Origin of the sequence: Rhizobium sp. EC-SD404 (assembly GCF_902498825.1) — a bacterium.
In the GTDB taxonomy this organism is placed as follows: domain Bacteria; phylum Pseudomonadota; class Alphaproteobacteria; order Rhizobiales; family Rhizobiaceae; genus Georhizobium.
In genome coordinates, this window is record NZ_LR701459.1 from 730432 (window position 1) to 745000 (window position 14569).

The 14569-nt window shown below is 59.2% G+C and carries 20 protein-coding genes; 12 read left to right on the forward strand and 8 right to left on the reverse strand.

What is annotated here, in order from left to right; genetic code table 11:
* Positions 1-21: 21 nt before the first annotated feature.
* Together GC125_RS04450 and GC125_RS04455 are read left to right on the forward strand one after the other, a co-directional pair.
* Entirely contained in the window at positions 22-1479 is a 1458-nt protein-coding gene (locus tag GC125_RS04450) for a Y-family DNA polymerase (protein ID WP_353617099.1), read from the forward strand.
* Positions 1476-4748 (forward strand): error-prone DNA polymerase, encoded by a 3273-nt coding sequence (locus tag GC125_RS04455; protein ID WP_151984221.1) that lies wholly within the window; start codon positions 1476-1478, stop codon positions 4746-4748. The genes GC125_RS04450 and GC125_RS04455 overlap by 4 nt, the downstream gene beginning before the upstream one ends.
* A 29-nt stretch (positions 4749-4777) precedes the next feature.
* Here GC125_RS04455 and GC125_RS04460 read toward each other — a convergent pair whose 3' ends face one another.
* From GC125_RS04460 to GC125_RS04470, 4 genes are all read right to left on the reverse strand, one after another.
* Entirely contained in the window at positions 4778-6028 is a 1251-nt protein-coding gene (locus GC125_RS04460) for an OpgC family protein (protein WP_151984222.1), read from the reverse strand.
* A gap of 218 nt (positions 6029-6246) precedes the next feature.
* Positions 6247-6567: a hypothetical protein gene (locus GC125_RS04465; protein WP_151984223.1), complete on the reverse strand. Its 321-nt coding sequence runs from the start codon at positions 6565-6567 to the stop codon at positions 6247-6249.
* Positions 6568-6854: 287 nt separating this feature from the next.
* On the reverse strand, positions 6855-7031 hold the full coding sequence (locus tag GC125_RS19920) for a hypothetical protein (protein WP_199864441.1): 177 nt from the start codon (positions 7029-7031) through the stop codon (positions 6855-6857).
* Positions 7032-7185: 154 nt separating this feature from the next.
* A complete protein-coding gene (locus GC125_RS04470; RefSeq protein WP_353617038.1) occupies positions 7186-7347 on the reverse strand; it encodes a DUF3606 domain-containing protein in 162 nt (53 codons plus the stop codon).
* A gap of 372 nt (positions 7348-7719) precedes the next feature.
* Here GC125_RS04470 and GC125_RS04475 point away from each other — a divergent pair, with 372 nt between their 5' ends.
* The 10 genes from GC125_RS04475 to GC125_RS20330 all read left to right on the forward strand — a co-directional run bounded on the left by GC125_RS04475 (position 7720) and on the right by GC125_RS20330 (position 12899).
* On the forward strand, positions 7720-8922 hold the full coding sequence (locus GC125_RS04475; RefSeq protein ID WP_151984225.1) for a tyrosine-type recombinase/integrase: 1203 nt from the start codon (positions 7720-7722) through the stop codon (positions 8920-8922).
* Between the two features lie 172 nt (positions 8923-9094).
* Entirely contained in the window at positions 9095-9295 is a 201-nt protein-coding gene (locus tag GC125_RS04480; protein WP_151984226.1) for a helix-turn-helix transcriptional regulator, read from the forward strand.
* Positions 9296-9484: 189 nt separating this feature from the next.
* Entirely contained in the window at positions 9485-9733 is a 249-nt protein-coding gene (locus GC125_RS04485; protein ID WP_151984227.1) for a hypothetical protein, read from the forward strand.
* The gene (locus GC125_RS04490) at positions 9730-10248 is read left to right on the forward strand and encodes a helix-turn-helix domain-containing protein (protein ID WP_151984228.1); all 519 of its coding nucleotides are present in this window, start codon (positions 9730-9732) and stop codon (positions 10246-10248) included. The genes GC125_RS04485 and GC125_RS04490 overlap by 4 nt, the downstream gene beginning before the upstream one ends.
* A 118-nt stretch (positions 10249-10366) precedes the next feature.
* A complete protein-coding gene (locus tag GC125_RS04495; protein WP_151984229.1) occupies positions 10367-10666 on the forward strand; it encodes a DUF6074 family protein in 300 nt (99 codons plus the stop codon).
* Positions 10667-10905: 239 nt separating this feature from the next.
* Positions 10906-11199, forward strand: coding sequence for a hypothetical protein (locus GC125_RS04500; RefSeq protein WP_151984230.1), 294 nt, complete (start codon positions 10906-10908; stop codon positions 11197-11199).
* Positions 11196-11792: a ribonuclease H family protein gene (locus tag GC125_RS04505; protein ID WP_151984231.1), complete on the forward strand. Its 597-nt coding sequence runs from the start codon at positions 11196-11198 to the stop codon at positions 11790-11792. Before GC125_RS04500 ends, GC125_RS04505 begins: the two co-directional genes overlap by 4 nt.
* Before the next feature lie 54 nt (positions 11793-11846).
* The gene (locus GC125_RS04510; RefSeq protein WP_151984232.1) at positions 11847-12326 is read left to right on the forward strand and encodes a hypothetical protein; all 480 of its coding nucleotides are present in this window, start codon (positions 11847-11849) and stop codon (positions 12324-12326) included.
* 78 nt (positions 12327-12404) lie between these two features.
* Positions 12405-12659, forward strand: a complete 255-nt coding sequence (locus tag GC125_RS04515; protein WP_151984233.1) for a hypothetical protein — start codon at positions 12405-12407, stop codon at positions 12657-12659.
* Positions 12660-12665: 6 nt separating this feature from the next.
* A complete protein-coding gene (locus GC125_RS20330) occupies positions 12666-12899 on the forward strand; it encodes a helix-turn-helix domain-containing protein (protein WP_151984234.1) in 234 nt (77 codons plus the stop codon).
* Positions 12900-13049: 150 nt separating this feature from the next.
* Here the strand turns inward: GC125_RS20330 and GC125_RS04525 are convergent, their stop codons facing one another.
* From GC125_RS04525 to GC125_RS04540, 4 genes are all read right to left on the reverse strand, one after another.
* Complete coding sequence (locus GC125_RS04525; RefSeq protein ID WP_151984235.1) at positions 13050-13235, reverse strand: hypothetical protein; 186 nt, start codon at positions 13233-13235, stop codon at positions 13050-13052.
* 44 nt (positions 13236-13279) lie between these two features.
* Positions 13280-13663 carry a hypothetical protein gene (locus GC125_RS04530; protein WP_151984236.1) on the reverse strand — a complete coding sequence of 128 codons (384 nt, stop codon included), beginning with the start codon at positions 13661-13663 and terminating at the stop codon, positions 13280-13282.
* A 191-nt stretch (positions 13664-13854) separates the two neighbouring features.
* Complete coding sequence (locus GC125_RS04535) at positions 13855-14109, reverse strand: DUF7662 domain-containing protein (protein WP_151984237.1); 255 nt, start codon at positions 14107-14109, stop codon at positions 13855-13857.
* Between the two features lie 46 nt (positions 14110-14155).
* A complete protein-coding gene (locus GC125_RS04540; protein ID WP_151984238.1) occupies positions 14156-14539 on the reverse strand; it encodes a hypothetical protein in 384 nt (127 codons plus the stop codon).
* Positions 14540-14569: the final 30 nt, after the last annotated feature.

Here is a 14569-nt window from a genome sequence, read left to right on the forward strand (position 1 = left end):
CTGACAGAGAAAAGCGGCAACCTGTCTAAGCCTCTCGTCACCGTCGAGAAGGTGAAGGGCGCACTTCGCCTCGCCGCCACCGACAAGGCGGCACGGGCGCTCGGCCTGTCGCCCGGGCTCACTCTTGCCGATGCACGAGCGCGCGTGCCCGATATCGAAGTGTGCGAAACGGCGCCGGAAGCCGACCGGCGCATGCTCGAACGGCTCGCCGATGCCTGCGACCGCTTCACGCCGCTCGTCGGTTTCGATGGCAAGGCCGGTCTTCTGCTGGACATTGCCGGCTGCGTCCACCTTTTCGGTGGCGAGGCGGCCATGCTGAAGGAAATCGCAGACAAGTTCGAAACGGCCGGCTTCAAGACCTTCGCCGCGATCGCGTCGGCGCCGGATACGGCACGCGCAATGGCGCAGTTCGGGTTCGGCGGCATCGTTGCCGGCGGCAGTGAAGAGCAAGCGGTGCGGCCGTTGCCCGTGGCCGCCCTTGGTCTTTGCGCAGAGACCGAAAACGGGCTCGCCCGCGCCGGGCTCAGGAGCATCGGCGATGTCGCGGCGCGTCCGCGCGGGCCGCTCGTTGCGCGCTTTGGTCCGGAACTCGCCTACCGGCTCGATCTCGTGATGGGTCGTGCACGCTCGTCGATCACGCCGCGCCGCACGGTCGGCGACATCATCGTGGAAAAGCGGTTCGGCGAGCCGATCGGCTACGAGGAAGACATTCGCGCGTGCCTGCGCCACCTCGCGGGGCAGGCGGGAGAGCTTCTTCAGGAGCGCGGCAAGGGCGGCCGGCTCTTCGAGGCGGCCTTCTTCAGGGCCGACGGAAAGGTTACGCGCATACCGGTGGAAACGGCGCGGCCCTCGCGCGATGCTGCTGCGCTGATGCGCCTTTACGATGCCAAGCTGGAGGGGCTTGCCGATCCCCTCGATCCCGGCTTCGGCTTCGATCTGATCCGCCTCTCGGTGATCTTCAGCGAAACGCTCGTTCCCGAGGCGCAGGAGCTTTCGTCGAAAGGCGTTCCGACCGAAGAGGCGAGCGAATTGGTGGAGCGGTTGAGCGCACGGTTTTCGCCCGAGCAGGTGGTGCGCTTCGTCTCGCGCGACACGCATATTCCCGAACGTGCCGCCGAAGCCATTCCGGCATTGTCGTCGGAGCAGTCGGCGATCACCTGGGTGGTGCAGGAGAGTGGCGAGCCACCCTTGCGGCCGCTCTTTCTCTTTACGCCGCCCCATGCGATCGACGTCACCGCCTCGGTTCCGGATGGCCCGCCGCATCGCTTCTTCTGGCGCCGGGTCGAGCATGCGATCGTCAAGGCGGAAGGCCCTGAACGCATTGCGCAGGAATGGTGGCGCGATGCCGGACAGGCCATGACGCGCGACTATTTCCGGCTCGAGGACACCGCTGGTCGGCGGTTCTGGGTCTATCGCGAAGGGCTCTACGGGGTGGAAGTCACCAATCCTCGCTGGTTCCTGCACGGGATCTTCGCATGATGCGTTATGGCGAACTTGCGGTTTCCACCAATTTCTCCTTTCTGCGCGGGGCCTCCCATCCGCATGATTTCATCATCCGCGCGCTGGAACTCGGCCATGCCGGCATCGGTATCGCCGACCGCAACACGGTAGCAGGCGTCGTACGCGCCTATAGCGCCCTCAACGAGTTGAATGCCGATTACGCCGCTCAGTACGGAAAGGGTGCCAAGCTCGATTTCAAGCTGGTCGTCGGCGCCCGGCTCGTCTTCGCCGACGGCACGCCGGATATCCTCGTCTATCCGGAAAACCGGGCCGGGTGGGGAAGGCTTTGCCGGCTTTTGACCAAGGGCAAGATGGGCGACACGAAGAAAGGCGATTGCGTCTTGAGCTTCGCCGATCTTCTGTCGCTTTCGGCCGATCTTCTGTTCATCGTCATGCCACCCGACCAGCTGGACCAAGTGGAGGCGACGCTCGCGCAGCTTTCGCGGACCGCACCCGGCTCGGTCTGGCTGGGCGCCGCCATGAGCCGCCGCGGGGATGACCGGCGCCGCCTCGTCGCCTTGAAGTCCCTGGCCGATGCGGCGCGCGTGCCGCTGATGGCACTCAATGACGTGCTGTATCACGCTCCCGAACGCCGGCCCCTGCAGGATATCCTCACCTGCATTCGCGAGAAGACGACGATCGAGGCGGCGGGTCGGCTGCTTCAGGAAAATGCCGAGCGCTATTTGAAGCCGCCGCACGAGATGCAGCGGCTGTTTCGCGATTGCCCAGAGGCCATCGGCGAGACCACGGACTTTCTCGCCCGCATCGATTTTTCGCTCGATCAGTTGAAATACGAATATCCCGAAGAACCGGTGCCGCCCGGCAAGACGCCCCAGGGCTGGCTGGAGGAGCTCACCTGGAAACATGCCGGCTGGGTTTACCCCGACGGCGTTCCGCCCAAGGTGGAAGCGCTTTTGAAGCAGGAATTCGCGCTGATCGCGAAGCTCGATTACGCGCGCTACTTCCTGACGATCCACGATATCGTGCAGTTTGCGCGCAACCGGGGCATTCTGTGCCAGGGAAGGGGGTCAGCCGCCAATTCGGCGGTGTGTTTCGTGCTCGGCATCACCTCGGTCGATCCCGCGACCAGCAATCTTCTCTTTGCGCGCTTCCTGTCGGAAGAACGCCGCGAGCCGCCGGATATCGACGTCGACTTCGAGCATGAGCGGCGCGAAGAGGTGATCCAGCACCTTTACAAGCGCTATGGACGGCTGCGCGCGGGCATCGCCGCGACCGTCATCCGCTATCGGCCGCGCAGCGCCATCCGCGAGGTCGGCAAGGTTTTCGGTCTCACCGATGACGTGACGGCCAGGCTTGGGGGCATGGTGTGGGGCAGTTTCGGCGACAGCATTCCTGAAAACCATGTGCGGCAGGCGGGGCTCGATCCCCATAACCCCGTCATCGCCCGCGCGCTCGATTTCGCCCGCCAGCTTCTCACCTTTCCGCGCCATCTCTCCCAGCATGTGGGCGGTTTCGTGCTGACCAACGGGCGGCTCGACGAAACGGTGCCGATCGGCAATGCGGCGATGGAGGACCGTACCTTCATCGAGTGGGACAAGGACGATATCGACGACCTCGGGCTGATGAAGGTCGACGTGCTGGCGCTCGGCATGCTGACCTGCATTCGCAAGTGCTTCGACCTGATCCGGCTGCACGAGGAAAGGGATCTCGATCTCGCTGCCATCACCCACGACGACGGTGTCTACGGCATGCTGCAGAAGGGCGATTCCATCGGCGTCTTCCAGGTGGAAAGCCGGGCGCAGATCAACATGTTGCCGCGCCTGAAGCCGAAGGAATTCTACGATCTCGTCATCCAGGTGGCGATCGTCCGGCCCGGGCCGATCCAGGGCGACATGGTCCATCCCTATCTTCGGCGGCGCGATGGGCTGGAGGAAGTGAATTTTCCTTCGCCCGCGCCACCGCATGATCCGGACGAATTGCGGCACGTTCTTGAGCGCACGAAAGGTGTGCCGCTGTTTCAGGAACAGGCGATGCAGTTGGCGATCACCGCGGCGGAGTTCACGCCGGACCAGGCCAACGGCTTGCGCAAGGCGATGGCGACCTTCCGCCACAACGGCACGATCGGCCGTTTCGAGGAAATGATGGTGGATGGCATGGCGCGGCGCGGTTACGACCGGGCCTTTGCCGAGCGCTGCTTCGCGCAGATCAAAGGCTTCGGCGAGTACGGATTTCCGGAAAGCCATGCGGCTTCCTTTGCCCGCCTGGTTTACGTGTCCGCCTGGATCAAACACCACTACCCGGCGGTCTTTGCCTGTGGCCTCCTCAATTCGCAGCCCATGGGGTTTTATGCCCCGGCGCAGATCGTTCGCGATGCGCGCGAGCATGATGTCGAAGTGCGCCCGGTGGACGTCAATTTCAGCCATCACGACAACACGCTCGAGCGGGCGGCGAACGGCAAGCTCGCCCTGCGCATCGGCTTTCGCCAGATGGACGGTTTTCGCGAGGACTGGTCGGAAGCGCTCGTTTCACGGCGTGGCCGTGGCTACACCAGCATCGAGGCCTTGTGGCACACGGTCGAGCTCGAACATCGCGCACTGAAAGGCCTGGCCGATGCCGATGCATTCCGTTCGATCGGGATCGACCGGCGTGACGCGCTGTGGGCCGTGCGGCGGTTGCCGGAAGATCGGCCGCTACCGCTCTTTGCAGCCGCCGCACAGCAGGAGCTCGGGCTTGAACAACCGTCCCGCCTGCCGCCCATGCCGCTCGCCGAGCAGGTGGTCGCCGATTACCAGACCGTGAAACTCTCGCTCAAGGCGCATCCGATCGCTTTTTTGCGCGAGCGCTTCCGCAAGGAAGGCATCATCTCCTGCGCCCAGACGGCGGACATGCCGGATCGCGCTTTCGTCAAGGTTGCGGGGGTGGTTCTGGTGCGACAGCGGCCCGGCAAGGGCAATGCCATCTTCATGACGCTGGAAGACGAGACAGGCGTCGCCAATACGCTGCTATGGTCGCGGCTTTTCGATCGCTACCGCCGCGCCGTGATGAGCGCGAAGCTTGCCTTGGTCGAAGCCCAGATACAACGAAGCAAGGAAGGCGTGGTGCATCTGATGGTTACTGCTGTGCATGACCGAACCGGTGATCTCGCGACGCTTTCCGATGTCCATTCCGCCAGCATCGAACTGTCACGTGCGGATGAAGTCACCCGGCCGAATTACGGCCGCCAGGGCGAAGGCGGCCGACATCCGCGCAATGTGCGGATCATACCGAAGTCGCGTGACTTCCACTGATCCGCAGCCACGAATTGGCGGTGGGCGACTTACTTCGTCGGCATCCTGACGCCTGTCTTCGCGCTTGCAGGGGCAGGTGTCACTGCCATCGTGTTGCCGATAGCAGCAGCGTCTGCCGTGCCGAAGAACCGATCGCGCTCGCGCCAGATCGCCGGCAAGGCAAGAAGGCCGATCGACACCACGGCGATCACCGTCTTCGTCAGCTGCGACAGCTCCGGCGTGCGCTGGTCCATATAGTAGACAGCATAGACGATCACGACGTGCCAGACATAGACCTGCAGCGAGTGACGACCGAGCAATTGAAGGAAGCGCAGGGTGAAGACCCAGATCAGACCATCGGCCACCGCACGCACGACAGCGTTTGCGTGGCGCGGTCCGGCAATCAGCAGCCATGCCATGCCGAACGCGACGGCGATGAAGTTGACGAGATAGACCGGACCGAAGTCGGCGCGCACTTCAAGCGACGCAAACTTGCCGATCATGAAATCCGGCATGAAGCCGTGAGCGGTCGCGACACGCAGTGGCAGGAAGAACAGGACTGTGATCAACGCCACCTTCGGCCAGAAGGTTTTTTCCGGCGCAAAGATCATCGTCCAGTCGATTTTCTTCTGAGCCGTCAGGGCGCCGAGCACCAGCGCGGTGAAAAATACGATCTGCCAGCCCATCATGTTGAAGCTGACGCGCACGCCCTGATCGTCCGCTCCCGCCACCAGCGTGTCGAGCGGCGCCGTTACCAGGCGATGGACGCCGAGCTGGGCTGCGAACCAGATCAGAAAGGAGCCCACCATCACGGTGCGCCATTGTCCCTGCAGCGTCAGCCAGATCAGCGCAGGCGCGAAGAGCAGGTAGACCGTGTATTGGGGCAGGATGTCCATAAAAGTCGGCTGGAAGATGAACGTGGCTATGGCCGCCAGCCGAAGCGGATCGCTGAAATCGGTATCGCCGAGCCAGTTCCACCATGCCTCGTGACCGCCCGGCAGAACCATACGGACAAGCAATACTGCAATGACGAGACCCATGGCGTAACGATAGAGTTCGAACGCGCGCGAGTAGACTTTGCGCGATCCTTCAACCTTGCCGTATTTCAGCATCTTGCGGGCGTAGACCAGTCCGATCAGAAGACCTGACAGAAACACGAACCCCTGAGCGTCCTCGACAAACGCCAGCTGGCGATGGTTGATCTCGACCAGCCAATACCCACCGATGAACACGAGGTGGTTGATCAACATGAAAACGAGGAAGTACCCTCGCATTCCATCAATGATATCGAGACGTTTCACGAGCGGATAACCTTGGTTGAGCTGGGAGAGACCGTTTGGCCGCTCGCCAGGAACAACCATTGGACACTAATTCTGAGGTTTGAACGGGCTTCTAAAGGAAAGGTTGCGGCAAAACCGGGCCGTTTACCGGCCCGGTGGGTCACAATCAGCGACTCTTTGCCTTGATAGTTTATCGGAAGCTCAACAAGCGGCCGATGACACGTGGCCTGAGTGGCCGATCATTCGACCGTGTAGCTGCCCGTCTCGCACAGGTTTGCAGCGTCTTCCACGACGTCGCCATCGTCAAAGACCATGCGCAGATCGTAGTCGCAGGTCGACCGGCCGTCGGCGATGGTGATCTGAACGCTTTGCCCGGTTCCGAGAACGTCCGCTCCGAGAATATCCTCTTCCCAGTTCGAAACGTCGGTCGGCGACGCGTAGAATTCCATCAGCGTGTAGTCGGTGTTGTTGTTCAGCGTGAAGACGAGATCTTCAGCCGATGCGTTGGTTGCCAATGCCAAAGACGCAAAAGCGACTGCGGACAAAAAGGCGGACTTCATTGCGGTGTTCCCCAGGCGGCACAGTGCCCCAACGGCCGCGCACGATGCGCAGCCGGGCATCTCAATAGCCGCAGGCCGTCAACGGTACAATCGAGCCGCTGACAAGTTCACTGATATTGGTGAATGGAACCGTGAGCTTACGGGCGTCAGACACCCATGAACGACCAACCACCGAAAATAATCAGAAGAATGATGATGACGGCGATCAGCGTATTGCGGCTCATGACAGCTCCTTGCTCCGAATGACAAGCAAACTGCGCAGTGTGTGGAAGGTTCCCGGCTCTGCCTTACCCTTCCGCCTGCATCGTCCTTGCGATCTCCAGAAGCTTCTCGCGATCGGCGCCGTGCTTGGCGACGAGCTCCTTGGCCTGAAGCGGTGACAGGTCGGTGTTCTCCACCAGATACTTGATCTCCGCCTCGTCCTCATCCTGGGGGTTCGTCCACTCGTTGCGATCATCGGCCATGCTGGTCTCCTTCAGGAACAGAACCGGCGATAACGCACAGTGTTCCGAATCTGGCTCACTTCGAGTGAGGACAACAGGTGCCGAGCCGGTCGATACGCGCGGGGCAGTAGCACGAGAAAGAACGGCCACGCGGTGATGCCGCGCGGCCTGTTTCCTAATCCTTGAGGTTCTTTTCGACCTTTGTTCGGCTGTTGCCGACCTCTTTCACGGCGTCCTTGACCTCCGCCTTCGATTTCCCGGTCTTGTCGGCCTCGTAGCGAACTTCGTGGTCCTGCTTTCCAGCGACGCGTGAACGATCCTGCGGTGTGTTTCCCAAGATATTCTCCATTGATGTTGGCCCGCGACTAACGCCGGGACCAGCGTGATGTTCATATGGATGTCGTGAAATTCCAGATGAGATTCCGGCCTCATTGACGAGGCTGCCGGGTTTGCTTGGGGGGAGGGGACGCCAGGCTGTTAAGGCCCAAAGGCATGCAAAAATGGTGCCGCTTAGGTGACTCGAACACCTGACCCCATCATTACGAATGATGTGGCGGCACCTTTCACCATCTCACACTGTGAATCATGGTGCACAACCGAAAGCCCCTGATTTCTGGACTTGCGGCGGGTTCGTGGGGTCGTGCTATTAACACGACATAACATGCCCATACAGGGCTCCACGTTACCCAGCTGTTACCCAGGATGAAGAATGGCCAAGGCGCTGACGGTCAAGGCAATAGAAGCCATGAAGCCCGGAACCACCCGAAAGGAAGTCGCGGACGGCGGATTACCCGGGCTTTATCTGATCGTGCAGCCTAGTGGCTCGATGGTCTGGGCGGTGCGCTACAGGTTCGCCAATCGCCCGCGCAAATTTACAATCGGTGCTTATCCCGCGTTCACGCTTGCGATGGCTCGTGAAGCTGGCGCTACGGCTCTACGGGCGGTGACTGAGGGTCGCGATCCCGGCGAAGAACGTGCGGCCCGCGAAGCGGCTAGGCCAGCCAGTCTGGATCTCGTGCCGGCCGTGCTGGACGATTTCGTAAAGCGCCACGTCAAGCGCCACAATCGCCCCAGCACGATCAAGAACACTGAGGGATTCATTGACCGGACGATTAAGCCGGAATGGGCGAATCGCGATATAAAGACGATCACCAAACGTGACGTGATCGACCTGCTCGACAAGATCGCAGACGAGGGAAAGCCGGAATCCGCCGCACGGGTCCGGGCGGTCCTGAGCAAGTTTTTCAACTGGTGCGTAGATCGGGACATTATTCCGGCTTCGCCTGTGCCTCGGTCGACCTTCAAGCAAGGTAAGAGCCGGGAGCGGGTGCTTGCCGACAATGAAATTGCAGTGCTGTGGCGGGCGTGTGACGAGGTGGGCTATCCCTTCGGGCGCATGGTTCAAATGCTGCTGCTACTCGGCCAGCGACGGAATGAGGTTGCACATGCGCCGTGGTCTGAATTCGCCCTCGGCGGGAACGATCAACAATGGCTGATCCCTGCGGCTCGGACGAAGAACGGACAGGAGCATTCATTGCCGCTTCCTGCGCGGGCTGTTGGCCTGCTGGACGGCATGCCGCGCATTTCGGGATATGTGTTCTCCACCAACGGGGAAATGCCTGTCAGTGGCTTCTCTAGAGCTAAGCAGATCATAGACCGCAAAGTGGCTGCGATACTGAAGGGCGACGGCGCCGATAATCTGGAGCCTTGGACACTGCACGATCTGCGCCGGACGGCTGCAAGCGGCATGGCGAGGCTAGGTGTGGCTGTGCATGTTGTGGAAGCTGTGTTGAACCATCGTAGCGGATCGGTGCGTGGGGTCGCCGCGATCTACAATCGGTACGACTACGCAGAAGAAAAGCGGGCCGCTCTGGAGGCGTGGGCCGCTCATATTCACAGGCTAACGGTTTGAAACCATTTGGTTTGGCTCATGACAGTGGATGACTCGCACAGGCTATAGACAAGTTATCCAGTGGGTCAGTGGAAAGTGGGGACGGGACGCTTTTTGGCTTGTGCTTTGATTCACTTACGTTCGCAATCGAGCTACATTGTTAGCACATCAACAACAGAGGAAATGCAGGCAGATGAACGCAGATCGAAACACGAATTACCTGACTGGTCGGCAGGTGCAAAACCGCTACCAGATCAGCCATATGACGCTGTATCGCTGGGAGCATGATGCGGGAATGTGCTTCCCTTCACCCATGGTGATCAACCGGCGCAAATTCTTCAAGGAAGCGGATCTTGTGGAGTGGGAGCGGGAACGCGCCCGGGCTTCTGCATGAGCCGGAACGAGAGAACGGCAGGGGCCACGTTTGGCGACCTAACCCCTGCCGTTCGGAATCGATCGCTTTTAACGACCTCCACTCACCGAAGGAGCACCCTCCGATGACAGACCAATTTTATACGCATACCGCACAAGGTACAAACTGTTTCGGGGTTTCTCCCGCATCGTGCAGCCGGAGGGCTGACCGATGAGCAGCCATCAAATTGATATGTTTTCTGAGCCGGCAGTTGGTGACGGCGAGGATGACGGCATCAATCGGTGCGTCCCTCTTCAATGCCCCATTGACGTTTTCACGAACGAAGCAGGTGGCGTGACGATCCGGCAAGATCAGACCGGGTGGATGGGCTTGGAAGTCATCATCGCCATGAGTGATGTGGCTGCAGTCCGTGCAGTCATTAAGGCTCTTCAGCGTGAAATTGGGGATGCCAACCGATGAGCAATCAGAAACGGGCAATTCCAAAGGGTGAACGCTGGGCGCCTATGATTTTGGACACGATGGAGCAACCTGCCTGGGGCGCGTTGTCAACGACGGCGCAGGCGCTCTATCCATGGCTCAAGCTGGAGTGGCGGGGGCCGAAGGCGAACAACAATGGCAATATCCAACTGAGCGTGAGGCAGGCCGCGCAACGCCTTGGGGTGACGCGTGACACAGCAGCGGAAGCTTTCAGAGATCTGCAACGAAAAGGCTTCATCGTCCAGACTGCGCAAGCAGTTCTCGGGATCGAAGGTGCGGCCAAGTCGGCTTGCTACGAGATCACCGAAATAAAGATGCCAGCATCTGAAAAAGACGGGCGGAAGCTGTACCGGGACTGGCAACCTGGGAACGACTTTCCTTGCCAGCGGACAGGAGCGAACAACCCGTCCGGACGCAATGGCAGGAAAAAACCCTGTCATGTTTTTCGGGACGTGCCTGTCCTGAAAACCGTGACGAATTCGGGGGCACTGTCATGAAAACCGTGACGCGCTGTCCTGAAAACCGTGACGGAAGGTGCCAATCCATAGCCTCGTCCGTCATGATAATCGTGACATCCTTATTCTACCATATACATACTGGCTGCGAGGTACGGACATGATGACCAATCATCCGCCTCGCCCGCATTGGGAATCTGGCCGACAAGTCATTGTCTTCCCGATGGTGAACCGAACTAGCCGCGTTCGGATGACAGCTCAAAAGCTGATGGCCAAACCAACAGACAGAGCTGCCGAATCTTACCAAAATCAGGTGACAGCGGGCTTGGTTAAAGCTTTCGAGACGGTCGGCATTCCTGAAGACGTGCAGAGTGCGCAGATCAGCGCATTTTGGCGGGCCGTTACTGCGGAAATCAACCGCCTCCATTACAGCGGCCACGACCATGGGGGCGCCGCATGACGCATATGTTTCGAGACCGATCTGGAAGCGATACGCAGCCGCACCAAAAGCGGGACAGGATCGAAGTCGCTTTCTTGAATGATCCCAAAGATTTGGAAGCTGCCGGCGAAGGCAAGCGGGACAGCAGCGGGACACGGGCGGGACAGGATCGGGACAATGGATTTCCCCCAAACGGGGAAACGCTTCCGAAATGCTGCCTGCTCAAGCGCCGCAATTTCCGAAATGAAAGGCGATAACCGATGACCATTGCCGAAAGACAAGCGCGCGAAGCGCACGACCGCGAGAACCCATGGCGCCAGATGAACGAACGGCGCAGGCCTGGGCTCATGTGCAACTTGATGATCCAAGACAGAGCCGGCCACCACGACACGGAACGGCTCTATGTGGAGATGGATCTGGGGAAGTGGTGGGACGTCGATGCAAACAGCCCGGTCTATCATAACGTCCTCAATTGGCGCGCAGCGTACATCACGATGTCCAAGGAGGTGCGCGATGCACGACTGAGGCGCTACGAGGAAGGGCTAAGATCATGACGGCTTCAAAGCGTTGGGCCAAACGTCCAGTCAAGCGCGTGGGGAAAACCTACGAGATCAATCACGAAGCCTTCACGGTCGGCTTGCACATATTCTGCGATGGCGCATGTGAGCCAAATCCCGGGCCGGGTGGCTGGGGCGTGGTGACGTACAGGGACGGCGTGGAATTGTCTTCGCTGTCTGGTGGGGAGCCTGACACCACGAACAACCGAATGGAGCTGACGAGCCTCTTGGCGGCTCTGGGCGTTGCCTCGGGGCTCGATGAACCGTGCGTCATCTGGTGCGATAGTCAGTATGCCGTGACGGGTGCCAATGAATGGTCCATCGCCTGGAAGCGGAACGGCTGGCAACGCGGCGGGCCAAACGCTGATCCTAAGAACCGTGTCTTGCTCAATGCCGAAATCTGGAGAGCGATTGACGCGGCCAAAGGCACGGCGCCGATGGCAAAAATAAAATGGTGCAAGGGCCATGCGGGGATTGCCGGCAATGAGCGTGCGGACGAGTTGTCCACGCAAGGCCTTTCCGAAGCCCTCGGGGTTGGGGAAAGCGGCGATTATCTGACGGATCAATACCGGATGATGTTCGCCGAATAGTGCAAGAGTCTCAAAGGTTTGCTATGTTGCGCTACAACCAATCGAGGCGCAAAGATGCTGAAGACCAAGCCGCGTAGCAAGTTGCCTGAAGAGGGTTTCGAAGGTGCTGAGGTCCGCACGGAAACGGTGCGGATCTCGCGGTCACGGACAGAGCAACGCACAACGCGGGCAATGCCTGGGACGTTTGAGTGGCGCTATGGGCGTGACAGCTCGGACCCACTTTATATGGCCGGATCTCATTTCGCTCGTCTTTGGGAAAGAGCGAGCAACCTGCACGGCGGCTCGATCAATTACGATAGCGCTGGCGGTGGTGGCTGGAAGGGGCTTCCGGACGGACGCGCGGTCGCCATGCAAGAGCTGCAAGTGCTCATGAAAGAGTTGGGCAAACTCTGCTCGGCACGCCTGACCAACTATTGCGTTCTTGGCCACACGTCTGCCGAGTTGGGCTCAACGTTCAACATGCCGGAACGTGATGTCCCAGCCATCTTGAATCAGGATCTGCGAGCTGTGGCTATGTGCCTGCGGTACATGTGAAGCCGTTGACTTTCAACGCGAAAGACCCCATGGTCTGCGTATTGTGGTGTTCTGTGTCACTTGTCCTTGGAAGTTGCCATGACGCAGTCCACATCCCCTAAAAATGAAGCCGACACGCCCGAGGATGATGCTCGTTTGCACGTCCCATATCGGTTGGCCGATATCGTGCCGATCGCATTTCCGAACGGTGGAATGACCGTCAACGGCCTACGCAATGAAGTGCGGAAGGGCCGGCTCGATGTTTACCTGATCGCCGGCAAACACTTCACGACGCTAGCGGACATCGAAGAGATGAAAAAGCGGTGCGTTGTGCGGCAAGACACCCGGGACTAGGCCGTCATGAGGCCACCCGTCTACAAGGAAGAATTCAAGACGAAGTCATTCACACCAGACACGCTAGCGGAGCGCTGGCAGTGTTCTCCGCAACATATCCGCGACTTGGTAAAACGTGGGGAGTTGCCCTGCTTCCGTGTCGGGCGGCTAATTCGAATCACCGTCGAAACGGTGCTGGCGTACGAACGTGGGCAACCGCTTGTGTCACCCCGACCTGAGAAGCAGCGCGGATATCTCTAGCGTCGAGCTTGCCAATCTTTGTGCAGTAGCCACTGCGTGTTCGGCTACGTCAGCCCTAGAGCCTGAATTCGTCAGCCCGCGGTGGTACATATCTTCTTGCTTCACAGACTCATCTGGTGAGCCAGACCACAAGTTTAGTCACTTGGGCAATCAGCGTTTTTTGGTAGCCGCCGCTTCTGCTCCCTTTTTGTACCCATAGGCGTAATCAGTGTAGCCGAGCGGCACCAACACCAGTGGTGCCAGAGGCACCAACACCATTGAACCGGCTACAAATTTGTAGCCATCCTCAAAGCCTTCTTCGAATGTGCGGTCTGGGCTAGCATCGCGATCCATCATCCCTAGGACTTTCCATCGATTGCAATCAATTGGGCGTTGTGAGGCTAGAGTTTCATCCGTTCGCACAAACCGTCTAATTCCCAAGTCACTTCCGTGCCTGTTTCGACGCCGACCAATATCTGGAAAGATGCTGACAACGAATAGGTGATACTGGACGGTCGCCCTTGCTCGGCGCACTGGTCCTCCGCGATCATCTCCCCCACTCGCCCAATCACGTTTAAAGATCGCTGAATGTCGTCTTCGGTATCTGCCGAAGCAAACGCAGCGTCAGTCTCGCTAGGATCGGGCTCGCTCACCGTAACTTCGGTTAGGCCTTCGGCCGCGAGTGTTTCGTTCAGATGATGAATGAAATCCTCATGATGAAGCGCGTCCTGCGCGGATAACGACATTGGCCAAGCTACGGCCGTGATTAGAATAATCCGAAACATTTTGTTCTCCCCCGCAACGAATAACAGCCTAATGCAATTGATAGCCTCTGCAAGCTTCAGCAGGGCGAGCCGGGTCGGTGAAGGCTATCCTTCTGCAAGCGATATCAGTGACCAATGCAGGATCGATGCCAAGTGAGACCACAGTCCAGGGAGACTGGTTAGTGGACCCTCTGCATCCGTTGGACCAATACCTAGTTCTGGCTCTTCAAGAACCTGACTTGCTGCAGGCTCGGGATGAGGAATGCTTGATAGCCTGCCTTGCGAGCAGCTCGGTTGGGTGGTGAGCGCTGCTCGTCTTTTACGACGTTGGCCCAATACTGAGGACGTTTTCGCGCGGTGACTGGAAGCGGGCTGCCGATGATCTCCTCGATTTTGTCGAGCGATAGGATCAACTCGTTCTCGCGCCTTCCGGCTAGGTAGTGGGTGAGCATTTCATACGTAGCCAACGGATCCTCATCTTCGGCAAACAAGCTGTGTGGGACAGGCCACAAGCTAAAAGGGCGAGGTCAAGCGGTGGCGTCCATTTAGTGTCCCCCGTTCTTTAATCAAAGTACGCTCGCGCGACGTAAGATCCGTCGCCAGGCAGTTTTCAACAATTCGGAGAGTGATCTTTCTGCCTTCACGATGCGCCCGCTCCAGCTCGACATGGACAGGACGGAAGGCCTTCGGCTTCTTGGTGCGATAGGGTCTACCCTGGATGATCTTACGGACGTTGCGCTCGTATTCTTTAAGCGGGCGAGACGCGTGCGTGAATTTTCCCACGTATGAACCTGCACCCTCGATGACCCACTCGTAGATGCCCGGTCGGCTAAGGTTCGCGCCATCAGCAAATTCGAGCACGTACCAGTCTTTGAGACCTGATGTCGGACCGTCCATTTGAAGTCTCCTTTAGGAATTGCGAACACG

Bases quoted from the DNA above. Each gene is read 5' to 3' on its own strand.
- GC125_RS04455 (WP_151984221.1), top strand. From the start codon at position 1,476: ATGATGCGTTATGGCGAACTTGCGGTTTCCACCAATTTCTCCTTTCTG.
- GC125_RS04465 (WP_151984223.1), bottom strand. From the start codon at position 6,567: ATGAAGTCCGCCTTTTTGTCCGCAGTCGCTTTTGCGTCTTTGGCATTG.
- GC125_RS19920 (WP_199864441.1), bottom strand. From the start codon at position 7,031: ATGGCCGATGATCGCAACGAGTGGACGAACCCCCAGGATGAGGACGAG.
- GC125_RS04475 (WP_151984225.1), top strand. From the start codon at position 7,720: ATGGCCAAGGCGCTGACGGTCAAGGCAATAGAAGCCATGAAGCCCGGA.
- GC125_RS04480 (WP_151984226.1), top strand. From the start codon at position 9,095: ATGAACGCAGATCGAAACACGAATTACCTGACTGGTCGGCAGGTGCAA.
- GC125_RS04485 (WP_151984227.1), top strand. From the start codon at position 9,485: ATGAGCAGCCATCAAATTGATATGTTTTCTGAGCCGGCAGTTGGTGAC.
- GC125_RS04490 (WP_151984228.1), top strand. From the start codon at position 9,730: ATGAGCAATCAGAAACGGGCAATTCCAAAGGGTGAACGCTGGGCGCCT.
- GC125_RS04495 (WP_151984229.1), top strand. From the start codon at position 10,367: ATGATGACCAATCATCCGCCTCGCCCGCATTGGGAATCTGGCCGACAA.
- GC125_RS04500 (WP_151984230.1), top strand. From the start codon at position 10,906: ATGACCATTGCCGAAAGACAAGCGCGCGAAGCGCACGACCGCGAGAAC.
- GC125_RS04505 (WP_151984231.1), top strand. From the start codon at position 11,196: ATGACGGCTTCAAAGCGTTGGGCCAAACGTCCAGTCAAGCGCGTGGGG.
- GC125_RS04510 (WP_151984232.1), top strand. From the start codon at position 11,847: ATGCTGAAGACCAAGCCGCGTAGCAAGTTGCCTGAAGAGGGTTTCGAA.
- GC125_RS04515 (WP_151984233.1), top strand. From the start codon at position 12,405: ATGACGCAGTCCACATCCCCTAAAAATGAAGCCGACACGCCCGAGGAT.
- GC125_RS20330 (WP_151984234.1), top strand. From the start codon at position 12,666: ATGAGGCCACCCGTCTACAAGGAAGAATTCAAGACGAAGTCATTCACA.
- GC125_RS04525 (WP_151984235.1), bottom strand. From the start codon at position 13,235: ATGATGGATCGCGATGCTAGCCCAGACCGCACATTCGAAGAAGGCTTT.
- GC125_RS04530 (WP_151984236.1), bottom strand. From the start codon at position 13,663: ATGTTTCGGATTATTCTAATCACGGCCGTAGCTTGGCCAATGTCGTTA.
- GC125_RS04540 (WP_151984238.1), bottom strand. From the start codon at position 14,539: ATGGACGGTCCGACATCAGGTCTCAAAGACTGGTACGTGCTCGAATTT.